Source organism: Lysinibacillus sp. JNUCC 51, from assembly GCF_015999525.1.
Taxonomy (GTDB): domain Bacteria; phylum Bacillota; class Bacilli; order Bacillales_A; family Planococcaceae; genus Lysinibacillus; species Lysinibacillus xylanilyticus.
Map to the genome: position 1 here is coordinate 4,329,596 of NZ_CP065545.1, position 16,584 is coordinate 4,346,179.

Annotated in this window: 21 protein-coding genes; 18 read left to right on the forward strand and 3 right to left on the reverse strand. The window is 37.2% G+C overall.

Going from position 1 to position 16,584, the window contains the following annotated elements; all coding sequences use genetic code 11:
• Positions 1–24 precede the first annotated feature (24 nt).
• The 17 genes from aroQ to JNUCC51_RS20955 all read left to right on the forward strand — a co-directional run bounded on the left by aroQ (position 25) and on the right by JNUCC51_RS20955 (position 14,255).
• Positions 25–459 (forward strand): type II 3-dehydroquinate dehydratase, encoded by a 435-nt coding sequence (gene aroQ, locus JNUCC51_RS20875; protein WP_337989581.1) that lies wholly within the window; start codon positions 25–27, stop codon positions 457–459.
• A gap of 2 nt (positions 460–461) precedes the next feature.
• On the forward strand, positions 462–1,523 hold the full coding sequence (locus tag JNUCC51_RS20880; protein ID WP_337989582.1) for a M24 family metallopeptidase: 1,062 nt from the start codon (positions 462–464) through the stop codon (positions 1,521–1,523).
• A gap of 17 nt (positions 1,524–1,540) precedes the next feature.
• Positions 1,541–2,098: an elongation factor P gene (gene efp / locus JNUCC51_RS20885; protein WP_337989583.1), complete on the forward strand. Its 558-nt coding sequence runs from the start codon at positions 1,541–1,543 to the stop codon at positions 2,096–2,098.
• A gap of 200 nt (positions 2,099–2,298) precedes the next feature.
• Complete coding sequence (locus JNUCC51_RS20890) at positions 2,299–3,306, forward strand: NAD(P)H-dependent flavin oxidoreductase (protein WP_337989584.1); 1,008 nt, start codon at positions 2,299–2,301, stop codon at positions 3,304–3,306.
• 137 nt (positions 3,307–3,443) lie between these two features.
• Positions 3,444–3,653, forward strand: a complete 210-nt coding sequence (locus tag JNUCC51_RS20895) for a hypothetical protein (protein ID WP_012295089.1) — start codon at positions 3,444–3,446, stop codon at positions 3,651–3,653.
• 5 nt (positions 3,654–3,658) lie between these two features.
• Positions 3,659–4,036: a hypothetical protein gene (locus JNUCC51_RS20900; protein ID WP_100544812.1), complete on the forward strand. Its 378-nt coding sequence runs from the start codon at positions 3,659–3,661 to the stop codon at positions 4,034–4,036.
• Between the two features lie 12 nt (positions 4,037–4,048).
• Entirely contained in the window at positions 4,049–4,960 is a 912-nt protein-coding gene (locus JNUCC51_RS20905) for a stage III sporulation protein AE (RefSeq protein ID WP_337989585.1), read from the forward strand.
• Between the two features lies 1 nt (position 4,961).
• Complete coding sequence (locus tag JNUCC51_RS20910) at positions 4,962–5,105, forward strand: hypothetical protein (RefSeq protein WP_166672062.1); 144 nt, start codon at positions 4,962–4,964, stop codon at positions 5,103–5,105.
• Between the two features lie 62 nt (positions 5,106–5,167).
• Complete coding sequence (locus tag JNUCC51_RS20915) at positions 5,168–5,587, forward strand: SpoIIIAG-related protein (RefSeq protein ID WP_337989586.1); 420 nt, start codon at positions 5,168–5,170, stop codon at positions 5,585–5,587.
• Positions 5,588–6,145 carry a SpoIIIAH-like family protein gene (locus JNUCC51_RS20920; RefSeq protein WP_337989587.1) on the forward strand — a complete coding sequence of 186 codons (558 nt, stop codon included), beginning with the start codon at positions 5,588–5,590 and terminating at the stop codon, positions 6,143–6,145. It abuts the gene before it with no gap.
• A 202-nt stretch (positions 6,146–6,347) separates the two neighbouring features.
• Positions 6,348–6,851 carry an acetyl-CoA carboxylase biotin carboxyl carrier protein gene (accB, locus tag JNUCC51_RS20925; protein WP_337989588.1) on the forward strand — a complete coding sequence of 168 codons (504 nt, stop codon included), beginning with the start codon at positions 6,348–6,350 and terminating at the stop codon, positions 6,849–6,851.
• 13 nt (positions 6,852–6,864) lie between these two features.
• Positions 6,865–8,223: an acetyl-CoA carboxylase biotin carboxylase subunit gene (gene accC / locus JNUCC51_RS20930; RefSeq protein ID WP_337989589.1), complete on the forward strand. Its 1,359-nt coding sequence runs from the start codon at positions 6,865–6,867 to the stop codon at positions 8,221–8,223.
• Between the two features lie 351 nt (positions 8,224–8,574).
• Positions 8,575–9,696 (forward strand): S-layer homology domain-containing protein, encoded by a 1,122-nt coding sequence (locus JNUCC51_RS20935; protein ID WP_337989590.1) that lies wholly within the window; start codon positions 8,575–8,577, stop codon positions 9,694–9,696.
• Between the two features lie 847 nt (positions 9,697–10,543).
• A complete protein-coding gene (locus JNUCC51_RS20940; RefSeq protein WP_337989591.1) occupies positions 10,544–10,774 on the forward strand; it encodes a hypothetical protein in 231 nt (76 codons plus the stop codon).
• Between the two features lie 273 nt (positions 10,775–11,047).
• A complete protein-coding gene (locus tag JNUCC51_RS20945) occupies positions 11,048–11,980 on the forward strand; it encodes an ABC transporter ATP-binding protein (protein ID WP_337989592.1) in 933 nt (310 codons plus the stop codon).
• 20 nt (positions 11,981–12,000) lie between these two features.
• On the forward strand, positions 12,001–13,134 hold the full coding sequence (locus JNUCC51_RS20950; protein ID WP_337989593.1) for an ABC transporter permease: 1,134 nt from the start codon (positions 12,001–12,003) through the stop codon (positions 13,132–13,134).
• Entirely contained in the window at positions 13,131–14,255 is a 1,125-nt protein-coding gene (locus JNUCC51_RS20955) for an ABC transporter permease (RefSeq protein ID WP_337989594.1), read from the forward strand. Before JNUCC51_RS20950 ends, JNUCC51_RS20955 begins: the two co-directional genes overlap by 4 nt.
• A 294-nt stretch (positions 14,256–14,549) precedes the next feature.
• Here JNUCC51_RS20955 and JNUCC51_RS20960 read toward each other — a convergent pair whose 3' ends face one another.
• The 3 genes from JNUCC51_RS20960 to JNUCC51_RS20970 all read right to left on the reverse strand — a co-directional run bounded on the left by JNUCC51_RS20960 (position 14,550) and on the right by JNUCC51_RS20970 (position 15,754).
• Entirely contained in the window at positions 14,550–14,954 is a 405-nt protein-coding gene (locus JNUCC51_RS20960; protein WP_337989595.1) for an NUDIX hydrolase, read from the reverse strand.
• 4 nt (positions 14,955–14,958) lie between these two features.
• Positions 14,959–15,378, reverse strand: a complete 420-nt coding sequence (locus tag JNUCC51_RS20965) for an NUDIX hydrolase (protein WP_337989596.1) — start codon at positions 15,376–15,378, stop codon at positions 14,959–14,961.
• A 223-nt stretch (positions 15,379–15,601) separates the two neighbouring features.
• Complete coding sequence (locus JNUCC51_RS20970) at positions 15,602–15,754, reverse strand: hypothetical protein (RefSeq protein ID WP_337989597.1); 153 nt, start codon at positions 15,752–15,754, stop codon at positions 15,602–15,604.
• A 398-nt stretch (positions 15,755–16,152) separates the two neighbouring features.
• On the opposite strand from JNUCC51_RS20970, the gene JNUCC51_RS20975 reads away from it, so the two are divergent.
• Positions 16,153–16,563: an Asp23/Gls24 family envelope stress response protein gene (locus JNUCC51_RS20975; RefSeq protein WP_049664196.1), complete on the forward strand. Its 411-nt coding sequence runs from the start codon at positions 16,153–16,155 to the stop codon at positions 16,561–16,563.
• Positions 16,564–16,584 lie beyond the last annotated feature (21 nt).

The following is a 16,584-nucleotide window of genomic DNA, read 5'->3' on the forward strand; positions in this document are numbered from 1 at the left end:
GTACATAGAAAGAGGCGAATATGCGTGAAGTTATTGTGTTTGAATGGACCTAATTTAAATCGACTAGGTAAACGAGAGCCACATATATATGGTCATGAGACATTAGAAGATGTGAAAAATAATGTTCAGAATCTTGCGGCATCTTTAGGCGCCACTGTCGAGTTTCGTCAAACTAATCATGAAGGGGTACTTGTTGATTGGGTGCATGAAGCAGAGGACGAAAAATATGATGGTATAATCTTTAATCCTGGTGCATATACCCATACAAGCATTGCGTTACATGATGCAATAGCAGGGATTTCTGTGCCGGTTATAGAAGTACATATTTCAAATATCCATAAACGTGAGGCTTTCCGTCATCATTCTTATCTCGCTCCGGCATGCCTTGGTCAAATTAGTGGACTAGGTACGAAAGGCTATGAACTGGCACTACGCACATTTATCGAGAGGGAGAATTGATTATGTTGAAATTACAAAAGCTACGTAAGGCACTTCAGGAACAAAACATGGATGGCATTTTAATTACGAACGAGTACAATCGTCGTTATATGACTGGTTTTACAGGAACAGCGGGCGTAGCGATTGTGTCTCAAAATGATGCTGTGTTTATCACGGATTTCCGTTATACAGAGCAAGCAGCTGCGCAAGTACAGGACTTCCGAATTGTAAAGCATGAGGCGACGATTATTGAAGAAATTGCAACACAAGTAAAAAACATGGGTATCAAATTATTGGGCTTTGAGAAAGATACTGTTAGCTATGGAACATATGAGCTGTATAAAAATAAAATTCAAGCTGATTTAGTGCCGATTTCTGGGCTAATTGAAAAAATTCGCTTGATTAAGACGCAACAAGAGATTAATATTATTAAGGTTGCGTGTGAAATTGCTGATCACGCATATACACATATCTTAAACTTCATCAAGCCAGGAAAAACAGAGCTTGAGGTTTCGAATGAATTAGAATTTTTCATGCGTAAACAAGGAGCAACTCAATCCTCGTTTGATACAATAGTTGCGTCTGGTCTTCGCTCAGCTTTACCACATGGTGTTGCAACGAATAAAGTGATTGAAAAAGGCGACTTTGTCACTTTAGACTATGGGGCGCTGTACAATGGCTATATCTCGGATATTACACGTACTGTGGCAGTTGGCGAGCCATCTGAAAAATTAGTGGATATGTATAACGCAGTACTTGCTTCCCAGCTTTTAGCACTTGAAAAGGTTGGCCCTGGCTTAACAGGGATTCAAGCAGATGCGATTGCACGTAACTACTTAACAGAAAAGGGATATGGCGCGGCATTTGGTCATTCATTAGGACACGGGATTGGTCTTGAAGTACATGAAGGCCCTGGCTTATCAATGCGTTCACAAGCGGTGCTAGAGCCAGGTATGGCCGTAACGATTGAACCAGGAGTTTATGTACCTGGAATCGGTGGTGTTCGTATCGAAGACGATATTTTAATCACAGAGACAGGAAATGAACTACTAACTCATTCGTCAAAAGAACTTATTATTTTATAAACTATGGAGGAACACAAATGATTTCAGTAAACGATTTCCGTACTGGTCTAACAATTATTGTAGATGGCCAATTATATCGCGTGTTAGATTTCCAACACGTTAAACCAGGTAAAGGTGCTGCGTTCGTACGCTCTAAATTACGTAACCTACGTAACGGTTCAGTAAATGAAAAAACTTTCCGCGCTGGTGAGAAAGTTGAAAAAGCACAAATCGATAACCGTAAAATGCAATACCTTTATGCACAAGGTGACGATCATGTTTTCATGGATTTAGAATCATATGAGCAAACTGAACTTTCTTCAGCTGCAATTGAATATGAATTAAAATTCCTAACAGAAAACATGGAAGTTCATATTCAATCATACCAAAGTGAAATGCTAGGTGTTGAATTACCAAACACTGTTGAGCTAGAAGTAACAGAAACAGAACCTGGTATCAAAGGTGATACAGCTTCTGGTGGTACAAAACCAGCAACACTTGAAACAGGTCTTATTGTACAAGTACCATTCTTCGTAAACCAAGGTGATAAATTAATCATCAATACAGAAGAAGCTTCTTACGTTTCTCGTGCGTAATAAATAAAAACATTCAGCCTACTCTTTTCTAACAAAAGGGTAGGTTTTTACTTTTACATAAAAAGCTAAAGAAATCTAACTTTGTGACAATAGATAGTGAAATAACCGCCGTTATTACTAGTATAAAAATATGGTTCTATCATTTGGTGTATGGCCATATTTGGAAGAGTTGTTTACAATAATAGTAAGGAGTGAATGCTATGTTACAAACAATTTTTGAAACAACTTCTCCAATAATACAGGCACCAATGGCTGGTGTAACTACGCCAAAATTTGTGGCTGCCTGTGCACAGGAAGGCATTTTAGGCTCGATTGGAGCGGGCTATTTAGATGGGGAGCAAACAAAAAACTTTATTCAGGAAGTTAAAAAGCTAACGAAAAAGCCATTTGCAGTTAATTTATTTGTACAGGAAGAACCGCGTATTGATATTGATGTACTACAGAAAGCTCGAATGGCTTTACAACCGTTTTATGATGAGCTTGGACTTTCACCTGTACAAAGTGTCACGTCCAAGGAAGTATTTGAAGAACAAGTACAAGCTGTTCTTGATGAAAATGTAGCCGTTTGTTCCTTTACGTTTGGTATTCCTTCAGCAGATGTCATTGATCGTTTAAAGGACAACAATGTTTATGTTATTGGTACAGCTACTACATTAGAAGAAGCAAAGTGTGTAGAGCAAGCGGGGATGCAAGCTGTTGTCCTTCAGGGTGGTGAAGCTGGTGGTCATCGTGGTTCTTTCACTGAACCTATGCAATTAATTGATTTGCATGATTTACTGCAGCAAGTAGTAGGACAAATTTCCATTCCGATTATTGCTGCTGGAGGCATTGTCACAAAGGAAGATGTAAGCAAAGCTCTAGCAATTGGTGCTCAAGCGGTTCAAATCGGTACAGCTTTATTAGTAGCGGATGAGTGTGAAATTTCACCTCTTTATAAAAATGCCTTGCTTGAATCTAAAGAACAGCAGACGACGATTACTCGTGCTTTTTCTGGTAAACCAGCAAGAGGTTTAACGAATGGTTTTACGGAACGTATGAAGGATGCTGTTGTAGCACCTTATCCACTACAAAATGATCTAACTACAACTATTCGTAAAGAAAGTGCTAAACAGGGCAAAGGCGATTATTTATCGATGTGGATGGGTGAAAAGAGCTATTTAGTGAATCAATCAGGTACTGTGAAAAGCATCATTGAAAAGCTACTTTAGTTTCTTTCTGATTCCGGACGCCAATTATGCCGAGGCATCATTAATTAAATAAAAATACAAAGATCTCTATACGTAAGTATGGAGGTCTTTTTTTGTGGGTAGCAACATATATTGCTGTACACGAGGGGGCGTATGAAATGGAATTACAAGACGTATTAAGAGTCGCTGGAGTGGGACTAGTAGTTGCGCTTCTTCATGTCTTCTTTGATCAAACAGGAAAAAAAGAATTTTCATTTTTCCTATTTTTCATTGCCTACTTATATATGACAGCGGAATTACTGCGTTTTTTACGTCTATTTTTCAATGAAATCCTTACATTCTTCCAATGGCTGACCTCTTCTGGGTAGTGTAAATGGAAATTGTCATCATAGCTGTTGTCATGCTGCTTTTATTATTGCTTATAAAAGAAGTCATAAAGCCACTCCATGCGCTAATTAGTGTTATGTTTTCGTTTTTGCTGTTCGGTATGTTGTTCTCGACACTCCTATTGCCATTCATCAAGCAATTGCTTGAGACATTAGCTTTTTTGCCTTATGCAAAAGCAATTGTAGTAAGTGCTAGCCTTTTTTATATAGGGCAATGGGTGTCTTTTTTACTTGTAGAACAGGGCTATAAAGTACTCGGGCATATTGTCTATGATGGGGTCAAGATTGTTATTTTGTTGTACTGGTTTAAGGAATTTTTGGCTGTTTTACAGGAGGTGTCGGCCATTTTACAACGGCTAAACTAAGGGGCGAAGACATTGCTGGAGCAAATATTTTCGTTTTTAACTGATCCATTCTTTTTATTGCTGAAGATGACACTTATTTTGTGTGGCTATGTCATTATTATTTTGATTGTAAATATGATTTTACCAGAATTTGAAAAAGGGACAAGGATACTTTTTTTTCTTATTGTACTGGCAACTATAGGACCAGTTGTTGTGAGTTCATTTAAATTAATAGACGAAATAGCACAAGGTCTTGCTCATATTTTTACTGCATTTTATCCGATTCTTACATCAAGCTTTCTTTTATCTAGTAGTATTACTGCGATTGCTTCTTGGCAGCCTTTTTTACTTTTTTTTGTACAAGTCTTAACGTTTGTTAGTAGTAAGTGGCTTATCCCAGGAGTGCTTTTTGCCATTGTGTTTGATGTCTGCAGTGTCATTGTTAAAGAAATTTCGTTTACCAGAATTGCTGAATTGATTCGTTTTACGATTATGAGTATCGTCTCGGCATCTGTTATTTGTTACATCATTTTAATGTCGGCGAGTGGTGTTGCCGCATTTAGTGTCAATGCAGCTGTTGCAGAGCCTGTGAAGAAATTAATAGAGGAAAATATTCCGGTTGTAGGTTCCTTTATAGTAGATAGTTTTTCGATGTTCCAACATATGACACAATTTTCCTCTTCAATTACTAGTATTTCTGCATTTATAGCGGTTATTACCGTGTCGTTCATTCCAACAGTTCAGCTTGTTGTCAGTGCATATTCGTTGAAAATGTTAGCTGCTATTTTAGAACCAATTGCCTTCGATGATATTTGTAAACTACTTGATCATGTTAGTAAATCTCTATTTACCTTATGTGCTGTATCATTTCTAATTGCTTTTTCATTTATGTTTTCTTGTTTATTCCTCATCGTTTTTGTGCAAGTTATGGCTGGGGGGAGATAGATTGATTCTTTTATTAGCAATGCTCTTTATCTGTCAGATATTTGTGTTTCTAACTGACGATAAAGAAATAATTTCACTTACAAAGCTTGTTATTACGTTAGTATTTTTGCAATTGCTATTAAAGATTCCATTTATCAATTCATAGGAGGAAACAAGCGTACATACACTTGAAAAAGAGAAGATGAAAGGAGGCAATGTACAAGTGATGTGGAAAAGAAACGAAAAAAAACAACGTCATTTATAGTCTTAATGCTTATCGCTGCCTCCGTGGGAATTTTCATCATTTTACCAATGTATCAAACGAGTACAACGAATGGGCAAGTAACATCGATGACCAATGAAGAAAAACTTGAGAAGACACTAAAGGCTATGAAAGGTGTTGGGGAGGTTAAAGTCTATTTTTATTACGGAGATATGAAAGATGAGATGGAAGACAATAAACTATTCAGTCAATATTTTCGAGGAACTGAACAAGGCACGAAAGAATTAACAGGGATGCTAATTGTTTCAAAAGGAGCATCAGATATCTTTGTGAAAAATGAAATTCGTGCTGTTGTTAGTCAAGTAATGCAATTGCCGATTCATCGAATTATTATCGTTCCAATGGAGAATAAGGAGGAAAAGTAAATGCGCGTACGTAGAAGAACAGTTTGGTTTATGACATTATTAAGTCTAGTAGCGGTTATTTCAGTGTATTATTTGGTTGATCCAGCAAAACAATTTAATGGACTAACTATTTTCACAGATGACGCATTACAGCAAACTGCGGTAACGGGTGTGACTGATCAAGAAGCAACGAAAGACGGAGAGACGAAGGAAGTATCTTCTCCAAGTCATTTATTTGAAGAAATGCGCATGCAAGTTAGTGATGAAAGAAGCCAACTACGTGAACAATTAACAACGAAGATCGGTTCAAAAGATTACACAGCGGAACAAAAAAGTGAGGCTTATAATGAAATGGATAACCTTATAAAACAAGAATCCTCTGAAGCAATGTTAGAAATGCTTATTAAATCTTTAGGTTATTCCGATGCGTTTGTACGAGCAGATGGTGATAAAGTGCAGGTAACTGTTATGGCGGAGGAGCTATCAAAAGCTCAAGCAAATGAAATTATTTACTTGGTAAAAACAGAGATGGAAGACGCAAATGACGTCCAAGTAAAATTCAGTGCAAATAACTATTAAAAAATAGGTAGAAAAATATGAATATTCCATTTATTAAATAACTATTGTTATATATCAGCATATTGAAAAGGCTTTCGTTTATTAAAGGAAAGCCTTTTATTTTGTTCATATTTACTTAATTTGCATTAAAGTATTTCAAATTGTTCGAAAAAAATATAGAATAGTGTTTGTAGTAGATTTTATTTCATAAGGAGAGTTAGGAATGTTCAAAATTCAAGAAATTCGCGAAATTATTAAATTAGTAGATTCTTCTTCAATTGACGAATTCGTTTACGAAGTAGATGGCGCAAAAGTTAAATTAAAAAAGAATGGTGTTGTTACTGAAACTGTAGCACCTAAAAAAGAAGTAGTTGCGGCTGTTGTAGAACAGTCTGCACCTGCAGCAGCTCCTGTAGCACCTGCAACTCCAGCACCAGCAAAAGCTGAAGAAGCACCAACTGCAGCACCAACAAATAACGACTCGTCGTTGCATAAAATTGTATCGCCGATGGTTGGAACTTTTTATCAATCTCCAAATCCAGATTCACCAGCTTACGTTAAAGTGGGGGACAAAGTTGGTAATGAAACAATTGTATGTATCGTAGAAGCTATGAAACTATTCAACGAAATTGAAGCAGAAGTTCAAGGGGAAATCGTTGAAGTACTAGTTAAAGACGGTGAATTAGTAGAATACGGTCAACCATTATTCCTTGTAAAAGCTGAGTAAGGAGTGCACAACCATGAAAAAAGTTTTAATTGCAAACCGCGGCGAAATCGCTGTGCGTATCATTCGTGCTTGTAAAGAGTTAGGTATTCAATCTGTTGCCGTATACTCAGAAGCAGACGCAGACGCATTACATGTGAAATTAGCAGACGAAGCATATTGTATCGGGCCAAAGCTATCAAAAGATTCATATCTAAGCTTCCCGGCTTTACTTAGCGTAGCAGAAAAAACTGGTGCAGACGGTATCCACCCAGGTTACGGTTTCGTATCTGAAAACGCTGACTTCGCTGAGGCTTGTGAAAACGCAGGCATTAAGTTCATTGGACCTTCATCTGATTCTATTAAAATTATGGGTATTAAAGACGTTGCACGTACAACAATGGAAGCAGCAGGTGTTCCACTTGTTCCGGGTACTGGTATTGTTCCAGATATCGAAACAGGTAAAGAATGGGCTGCTAAAATTGGTTACCCAGTGATCATCAAAGCAACTGCTGGTGGTGGCGGTAAAGGTATCCGTGTAGCTCGTACAGAAGAAGACCTTGTAAAAGGCATTGAAATTACGCAAAAAGAGGCTGCTGCAGCATTCGGCAACCCGGGCGTATATTTAGAAAAATTCATCGAGTACTTCCGTCACTGTGAAATCCAAGTATTAGCGGACGGCCATGGTAACGTTGTACATTTAGGTGAACGTGACTGTACAGTTCAACGCCGTATGCAGAAATTAGTAGAGGAAGCTCCATCTCCAGCGCTATCTTCTGAGCGCCGTGCTGAAATGGGTGCAGCTGCTGTTAAAGCTGCAGAAGCTTGTAACTATGAAGGTGCTGGAACAATCGAGTTTATTTATGACTATCGAGAAGATAAATTCTACTTCATGGAAATGAATACTCGTATCCAAGTAGAACACCCAGTAACTGAAATGATTTCTGGTGTAGATCTTGTACAACAACAATTAAAAATTGCATCTGGTGAAAAACTTCCTTTCACTCAAGATGATATTCAATTAAATGGTTGGGCAATTGAATGCCGTATTAACGCAGAAAATGCTTATAAAAACTTCATGCCATCAGCTGGTACTGTAGATACTTACGTAACTCCAGGTGGCTACGGTGTACGTATTGACTCTGCTGTATATGCTGGCTATACAATCCCACCATACTATGACTCTATGGTTGCAAAACTAATTGTTCATGCCAATACACGTGAAGAAGCGATTGCTAAAATGAATCGTGCGCTTAGCGAATTTGAAGTATCTGGTCCTGGTATCAATACAACAATTCCATTCCACCAAGCATTGATGAACAATGACGTTTTCAAATCAGCGCAATTCAATACGAAGTTCCTAGAAGAGAATGATGTTTTGGGGACAAGCAAGTAATTGATTTGTAGATTTGGGGAATAGAATAGGGAATAGAACACCTATCAAAGTTCGCAATTTTATTACCTTCTAACTTTTATTAGTTAGGAGGTTTTTTATTTGACTAGAAAAGGTCAGCGTACAGGGATTTTTGATTTAGAAAATACTATGTTTTATTTTGTGGTTTACGACATAAGGTAACTACGTTTCAGCCGACTTCCTAGAGCGTGGCCATTCTGCTAGTTATTGGGTGCAGTTGTCATGCGTAAAACTATTAAAATTTCCATTTTTTTCACTCTATTTATATTTGTAGCAGTCATGTAAACTATGACTATTGGTAGTAATTTAATAGAAGAAAGTAGAGGAAAACCAATGAAAGCAATATATGTTTTTTTATCTTCCCTTGTATTATTTGGACTTATTTCTGTTTCGCCAGCAGAAGCAGCAGAAAAATCCATCGATAGGTATTTTTTGGAGGATGTTGATTACGATCATTGGGCATACAATGAATTGGAACGCTTCTTGTATTCGGATATCATAGACGGATATGTGGAAACAGAATCGTTTGAAGAAGATGGAGAGAAATATGAATACACATCCGTCTCTATAAAACCAAAAAATTCGATTACTCGTGCTGAGTTCACTAAAATTTTAGTGAATTCGATGAATTTACGTGCAGGTGAAACAGTTAAAACTTTCCCTGATGTAAAACCTGCGAATTGGTATTACGAGTATGTTAAGGTTGCTAGTAGCCAAGGCATTATCAATGGTAAACCAGACGGTACTTTCCGACCGAATGACAAGATTACTCGTAACGAAATGGCAGTCATGATTTACCGTGCATTCGAGTCAAAGCTTGATTTTTCAGCATCAGGAAAAGTATTCCCGGATGTACCACAGGGAAATTTCGCCTATGAAGCGGTTATGAAAACGGCAGCTGTAGGAATTATCAAAGGGTACGGAGATGTTTTCAAACCTTATAATGATGCGACTCGTGCTGAAGCTATCGTGATGATTGACCGTGCCTTGCATCTAGAGCCCCAATCAGATGGAGATCAACTTGCGATCATTCAAACAGTTGATCGTAACATTAAAGATGAGATGAAATTCACTGAACAACAAGACGTAAAAGCATTAGAAGCACTTTATCGTGAAACGACAATTGGTTACCAATTAGCTTATTCACTTGAAAGTTTGGATATGGTAGGTATGTTTGAAGAATCAGATACTTTATTCAAGATGGAACAGATTGGTGAATATGTGATCAATGCTGTTTCTGTAAATAATCATTTTGCTCAAGTCCGCATTGATAACTTAGTATATAAAGTATCTTTGACAGCTCCAGATATGTCTTTTAACATGAAAATTGACTTATCAGGAACTGCTCATCTTAAGAAAAGTGATGATGGTAAATGGAAAATTTATAACGTTGTTCTTGATGAAGATGACAATGAACAAGATTGGAAAGAAACATTAGAAACTGAGATCAACTAAGAACAAAAAAGCGGAAAAAGAAATCGGCATAAAAAGCAACGTAAATAAAAAGAAAGACGATAGCCGTTTTATTGGCTGCCGTCTTTTTTGTTGTCTACCCACTCTATATGCCCTTAATAGAATAGGGAATAGAACACCTATCAAAGTACATAATTTTATAACCTTCTAACTTTTATTAGTTAGGAGGTTTTTTATGTCTTCTAAAATAAGCAGATAACAGGCATGATTGACATTATAAGAGGCATACAGCACAGGGAGAAGCGATAAGTTCAAAATAGATTCCACACAAAAAAAAAGAGCCGCATATGTAACTTAATGATTTTCAAGAAAAACACTTCTATAGTTTAATAAATTTATATATTTTACTAAGAACATCAGTCTACTTACTATGGGCCACACTTTTGAAAATACATATAAATAGATTAGTTTTAAATGTTAAATTTTTACACTTAATATATATTCTGTTTGTAGCATAAAGTTATAGTAGGCGTCTATTGCTAAAGGTTGCTAAATTAGTAATTTCGATTATTAGTGCGATTGTTTCGACTATAAAGAGAAACAGTACCAAAAGGACAAGAGTATGGTTTTCCTAATGGATAAAATTTTCGTAGAGAAAAATTTATTTTGTTCAATCTATTAAAGTATTTTTTTAAGAGGGGATTGTAATTTGAATAGTCATTTTTACAAATTTAAAGAGTATTCATTAAGAAGTTTATTAAACCTACCAATTAATTGTATTGATATTTCAATAGACAAAATGTAAAAAAATAACTATACTGAATAGTGCGAAAACTAAAGGGGTTAAAGTTACATGTAATTATCTTTCAACAAAAAGGGGCACATAACAATGAGAAACAAAATTAAACACGGTATTTTTATTTTGTTGGCTTCTTCCGCATTTGATTATGTTACAACCAACTTAGGTTTGTCCAAAAAAATCACTTCTTTCAATGAAATCTTTCCTTTGACAGTCACGGAAGGTATCTTTGTCGGAATCAATATGATTCTTTATTTGTACGGATTGTTTCTTTTATCTAGTGGGATCGTACAGCTTATTAAGAGAAAGAGGTATGCGTAGTTTCAAAGAATCGATAGAAAGAATGCGATGTGTCCCCGGTGGTCGTAGAAGGGGGCACTAGCGCATTCTTTATTTGGGTTGCTAGGGTATTTTTATCTTTGGGTAAATGAATTTGCCGATGGGATGGGGGGAGTTGTGTATGAAAGGTGACAGTGACAGTGGTAAGGTGGTCAAGGAGAAGTAACCTCTCACGTCTTTGCAGGAAAGAAATGTGAAATCAAGAGAGTAATCGGAGAGCACCCGCATTGCAAAACGTTTGAGGAGGGAAAAAGGATGATCATTGAAGTAACGGGTCTGGTAAAAAAGTACAAGGATTATACAGCTGTGAATGGTATTGATTTGAGTATTAATGAAGGTGAAATATTTGGCCTGCTCGGACCTAACGGTGCAGGCAAATCGACAACAATGAATACGTTGCTGGGCTTGTTAAGAGTCAACGACGGCACAGTGAAGATGTTCGGCAAGGATTTTTCCAAACATGCAAGAGAAATTAAACGATCTGTCGGATATGTGCCGCAGGACTATGCTTTTTTTGAGACTTTAAGCGCCATCGACAATGTGACTTATTGGGGTAAGTTATATGGTTTGCGTGGCGAAAAGTTAGATAAAGCCGTGCAGGAAGCGCTAGAGTTTACCGGACTTTGGGAAAGAAAAAAAGGCATTGCTAAGACTTTTTCGGGTGGTATGAAGAGACGTCTGAACATTGCTTGTGCGATTGTACATAAGCCGCGTATCCTGTTTATGGATGAACCGACGGTCGGAATCGATCCCCAATCGCGCAACAATATTCTGGAATCAATCAAAATCATGAATCAAAATGGGATGACTATCATCTATACGACACATTACATGGAAGAAATCGAGGCCATCTGCGAACGTGTTGCTATTATGGACTTTGGTAAAGTGATCGCACTTGGAAGCATCGGAGAGCTGATTGATTCTATTTCGACAGGAAATCGATTGAGCCTGGAGCTTGTATCGAATACCGAAACTGCCGTTTCAGTTATTGAAAAGACGGATGACGTCATCGCATGCAATAACATAAACGGTGTACTTGACATCCATTTGGAAAAAAATGAGAGATCCCTTGCGGCGTTATTGGAAAATCTGATCCAAAATGAATTTGAAATTAAATCCATGACGATGGAAAAACCGAATCTGGAGACGGTGTTCTTACAGTTAACTGGTAAAAAACTGAGAGACTAATTGGAGATGGTGGTGAAACTATGAATATTCTTACACAAATTTATTATTCAGGAAAGCGGATCTTGATGGATCCTAAACCTATCTTCGTCAGATTGCTCAGTTTTATGGTCATTATCTTAATATTGGGTACAGCTTTCAAAGACCAGTTTAATGTCACCTCATTGGATAAAGTTAAGGTCGCCTACAGTAATGAGGATTCAGGTCCACTTGGTGAACTGTTCATCAAATCTATGATCGGTTCGCAAGACATTAAATCCTTAGCGGAGTTCGAACAAGTTCACTCTCTTGATGAGGGGCGAGAGATTCTAAACAACGATGAGGCAGATGCGTTTATCTATATTCCTAATGGATTCTCGAATCAAGGAAAAACGAAAGGGACAAGCAAAACGGTTGAAGTCTACCTTGCCAAATCTACCGGCGTGGATACGACAATCGTCCGGAATGTCGTGGACACTCTGGTGAATGGCATGAATACCGCAGGTGTAGTCGCCACCATGTCAGGCGATTTGCAAGTTGAACAAGCGAATTCGGATACTAGTTTGAAAGAAGAGCCTCTAACCGATTCCAAATCGGCGACAGCGATGGGGTATTACGCCATTGCGATGCTTCTGATGTTTCTGTTACGCGGTCAGGAATACGGCGTGTCCGGGATGGGAGAAGACTATTTGGGCACAGTTGGTGATCGGCTCAAGCTCTCGCCGATTAAACCTTTTGAACAATACCTAGGTAAAACGATTGGTCTTTCCTTGGTGACCTTCTTGCAGGGGATGGTGATTATCCTATTTACCAAATATGTATACGACGTTGATTGGGGTGATCACTTTGCTGTCATCGTTTTGGTTGTCTTTGTGTTCTCCTTATTAACTACGACGCTCGGTGGCATGTTAACCATTCTCACTCAGGATCCCGTAAAAGCCGATTCTATTGCCAACATTGTGACTCTGGGGTCAACTTTCCTTATTGGCGGCTTCGTCATTGTTGATTTTGGAGACTTCGCAGCAATTGCCCCAAGCTATTATGCAAAATCAGCGATATTCAATGTCGTGTATAACGATCAGCTGGGTTCTGCTTTTATGAATATTGGTCAGATGTTGGCTATCACGATATTATTCGCGGTGATTAGCATTTTGGTTTCAAGGAGGAAAAGAGCATGACAATCTTATCCAACAGCATAAAACGGATATTTCGCAAACGAACAAACATCTTGTTTATGCTTGTGATTCCGATCCTACTGAATTTGTTTTTGATTTCAGCTGCAACCAAAGATGTAAAATATAATTTAGGCATACTGGATCAGGATTCTACCCCGTTCACAAAGGAACTTGTCTCGAAAATGCAAGAAAAATACAATGTGACATTACTGACCCCAAGTGACGATGTGAAGGGCTTAATTGTAAACAAAAAACTGGACGCCGGTTTTACTTTTCAATCAGGATTCACCGTAGATATGCTTGAAGGGAAAGATGTTGCTGCTATAAGCTATGCTCTTGAAGCTTCCAATGTGGCCAGACCCGTTCAAGTGTATGTATCCAGTTACATATCGTCCGCGAAACAAATTGCGACATCTGCAAAAGGGAATAAAGATTCATTCTATAAGGGGTTGGAAGCTTACAATAAGAATGCATTTGCTGTTGAATATAAGAGCTTTTCCACTGGAGTCTCTGAAAAAGATGTAAGCAATGCGGTTACGTCACTGGGATATATCGCGTTTGGTATGTTGTTTCTGATTTCCTTTTCCACAAGCTTGATTTTGGAGGATAAGGTTACAGGAGTCTATGATCGGATCACTGCAACCCCGCTGACACGCTCCAGTTATTTCTCACAGCATATGTTAGCCAGCTTCCTTGTTGCAGCGATTCAGGTTCTGCTGTTAATCAGTTCTTTACCGAAACTGGTTAATATATCCTATGGGTCGACGTCAAATCAGCAACTGGAGGTCATCGCAGTTTGTCTTGCGTTCGCCCTTGCCTGCGTAGCCATTGGCGTTGCCATCAGCAGATTTTCAAAAAGCACACTGATGGCAAGCTCGCTTACAGCATTGATCAATATCCCGATGCTAATGCTCGGTGGATGTTTTTGGCCTAGAGAAATCATGCCAGACATTATGCAAAGAATTAGTGATTTTATGCCAACGACTTGGTTTTTACAAGCAGGGGAGACTGTTTTGTACGGCAAAGGTTTAAACGGTGCCATCTCTGAATTATCATATTTGATTGGCTTTGCTGCTTTGTTGTTGATCGTAACATTTGTCTTTAAGTCGGAAAAAGTGAGATAAATACAAATAAACTCCAGTCATGAATGAAGTGCACCACATGTAAAAGGGGTATAGAGGAAGTCTATACATTTTATTACCTTCTAACTTTTATTAGTTAGGGGGTTTTTTAGACTGAGAGGGCAAGAGAATCAGTTACGGAGGTTGTTTAATAATTGATAAGTAGCTTATTGTGAAGTAATAGGAGCGATTGAAGAAGCGAAAAAAAGACTAGCGTGTAGTAACTAATCCTGATACACATAAGCCTTATCTTTAGGCTATGTTAAATTTGTTATTGGATCAAATCTTTAAAACATTTTAGAGTAATTCAAAAACATTATATTTTTTATAATCATTAATTATTATTTCGGGTAATAATTCCATCAAATCATCTTTTGTAGCCCATATAAATTGATCATGTTCCTCCGAAAGAAATACTTCATCATTATGACATTCACAAAGAAATGTTAGAAGTACAATTTGTCGTGTATTATGAGTTAAAAAGGTCGTGGAAAAAAGATGCTTACTTACGTTAACATGTAGACCAACTTCTTCAAGAAATTCTCTCTTCAAAGCGACCTCAAATGATTCACCAAATTCTAAAACACCACCAACGCTCTCCCATGTGCCTGCTCCTGTTTCATCAAAAGCAGAGCGCTTCACAATTAACATTTTATTATTTTTTATCAAAACACCTTTGACTGCTACTTTTATTTCTCCCATTATTTCACAGTGCTAATTCCGCACATTGGATATATTCTTTTAAAAATATAGGTGTTTGAGGGTTGTTAAGTATTTCTTCCGTTGCTAATAAAAATACGTTTTCTACTTCTTCAGGTTGTTTAACAAAAAAATCACCAGATTCATATTCACAGAGGAAAATAATATTAACAACATTTTCACCTTTATCTGTTACAAATGAAGTACTATGTATATATTTCAAATTATCTTTAACCGTAATACCAATTTCTTCAAAAATTTCTCTTTTTAAAGTTTTTTCTAATATATTTGGTGAATTTCCTTCAATATCTACTTTTCCTCCAACAAGTGAAAGTAACCCACCTGCATGTTCTTCTTTTTTACTTCTTTCAACAATTATCCACTTATCATCTTTTCTTATAGCCCCTTCAACATTGACAATAAACAAATCTATTTCCCCCCATATTATCTGTCTTTTTCTTATATAAATGAAGAAATCTATGAAGATTTCTTCGCTTTTCGTTTTTATCGAGTAACTTTGTTAATTTATCTAACAAAATTTTGGATTTATCACCCAACTTTTTAAATCTATCGACATCACGCATTAAAGGCGTTCGTTTGATTTGCTAGGGTTAAGTATCATACGCACAAGCCTAGAATTGATGTTCAACTTAATCGCTTGTATTTTCTTCTTTATCTGGGTTGTTCTTTTTCAATATTTCAATGATTTCTTTATTTTGGTCGCGTATATCTTTCAAAATTCTTTCTATTGCTAAAGCAGTAAAAACTAAAAGTAACACTAATATAAACGTAAAAATACCCATCTAGTTCAATTCCTTCTCTTACATATTTCTTAATTATTCAGAAATTCCATATATAAGGTAATTATAGCGTATTATGATTGTTTGTAGAAATAAGAAATGGAAAAACTGAATTATTTTGGTATTTCATCTATAGTTGTAGGTAATAAAATCAACGTCAGGTTTCTAAGTGGCTAGTAGAAGGATACACTCTTCTGTAAGTTAAATTTGATTAATTTGCATAGAGGGTGGGGAAATTTCATTTGTGGGGTAGCAACTGTTTTCGCTTTTCATATTTATCGACATTAATCTGTCTCAAATAAATTAAATCGGCTTTGCGAAGCCAAACCTTCCTTTTTATAGTATAATAATCGTAAGTACAGCATTTGTTTGTGATGTGTAAGGGAAAGGATGATATTTGTATGGCAGAGAAAGTAGGACAATCTTTCGTACAACCAACGCCTTCTGGAAAAGAAGAACTTGGGAAAATTGAAGTAGCAGCAGAGGTAATCGAGGTTGTTGCTGGAATCGCAGTGAACGAGGTAGAAGGGGTCGCGGCAACTCGTGGTAATATTGCTACTGGCGTAGTAGAACGCTTCGGTAAAAAAGTTCACAATAAGGGCATTAAATCGGGTGTTACTGAAACTGGTGAGATTGCCATTGATGTATTTTGCTCTGTAAAATATGGCTTTACAATCCCAAAAGTGGCGAAGGAAGTACAAACTCAAATTCGCCAAGCGATTTATAATATGACAGCACTTGAAACAGCAGAAGTGAATGTACACATTACAGGTATTCACTTTGAAAAAGAAGAAGTAGCTGTACAAGAATAAAAAGAAGGGTTGCCTATAGGG

Excerpts from the sequence above, each read along its gene's own strand:
- JNUCC51_RS20880 (WP_337989582.1), top strand. The coding sequence starts at position 462 with ATGTTGAAATTACAAAAGCTACGTAAGGCACTTCAGGAACAAAACATG.
- efp (WP_337989583.1), top strand. The coding sequence starts at position 1,541 with ATGATTTCAGTAAACGATTTCCGTACTGGTCTAACAATTATTGTAGAT.
- JNUCC51_RS20890 (WP_337989584.1), top strand. The coding sequence starts at position 2,299 with ATGTTACAAACAATTTTTGAAACAACTTCTCCAATAATACAGGCACCA.
- JNUCC51_RS20895 (WP_012295089.1), top strand. The coding sequence starts at position 3,444 with ATGGAATTACAAGACGTATTAAGAGTCGCTGGAGTGGGACTAGTAGTT.
- JNUCC51_RS20900 (WP_100544812.1), top strand. The coding sequence starts at position 3,659 with ATGGAAATTGTCATCATAGCTGTTGTCATGCTGCTTTTATTATTGCTT.
- JNUCC51_RS20920 (WP_337989587.1), top strand. The coding sequence starts at position 5,588 with ATGCGCGTACGTAGAAGAACAGTTTGGTTTATGACATTATTAAGTCTA.
- accB (WP_337989588.1), top strand. The coding sequence starts at position 6,348 with ATGTTCAAAATTCAAGAAATTCGCGAAATTATTAAATTAGTAGATTCT.
- accC (WP_337989589.1), top strand. The coding sequence starts at position 6,865 with ATGAAAAAAGTTTTAATTGCAAACCGCGGCGAAATCGCTGTGCGTATC.
- JNUCC51_RS20935 (WP_337989590.1), top strand. The coding sequence starts at position 8,575 with ATGAAAGCAATATATGTTTTTTTATCTTCCCTTGTATTATTTGGACTT.
- JNUCC51_RS20940 (WP_337989591.1), top strand. The coding sequence starts at position 10,544 with ATGAGAAACAAAATTAAACACGGTATTTTTATTTTGTTGGCTTCTTCC.
- JNUCC51_RS20945 (WP_337989592.1), top strand. The coding sequence starts at position 11,048 with ATGATCATTGAAGTAACGGGTCTGGTAAAAAAGTACAAGGATTATACA.
- JNUCC51_RS20950 (WP_337989593.1), top strand. The coding sequence starts at position 12,001 with ATGAATATTCTTACACAAATTTATTATTCAGGAAAGCGGATCTTGATG.
- JNUCC51_RS20955 (WP_337989594.1), top strand. The coding sequence starts at position 13,131 with ATGACAATCTTATCCAACAGCATAAAACGGATATTTCGCAAACGAACA.
- JNUCC51_RS20960 (WP_337989595.1), bottom strand. The coding sequence starts at position 14,954 with ATGGGAGAAATAAAAGTAGCAGTCAAAGGTGTTTTGATAAAAAATAAT.
- JNUCC51_RS20970 (WP_337989597.1), bottom strand. The coding sequence starts at position 15,754 with ATGGGTATTTTTACGTTTATATTAGTGTTACTTTTAGTTTTTACTGCT.
- JNUCC51_RS20975 (WP_049664196.1), top strand. The coding sequence starts at position 16,153 with ATGGCAGAGAAAGTAGGACAATCTTTCGTACAACCAACGCCTTCTGGA.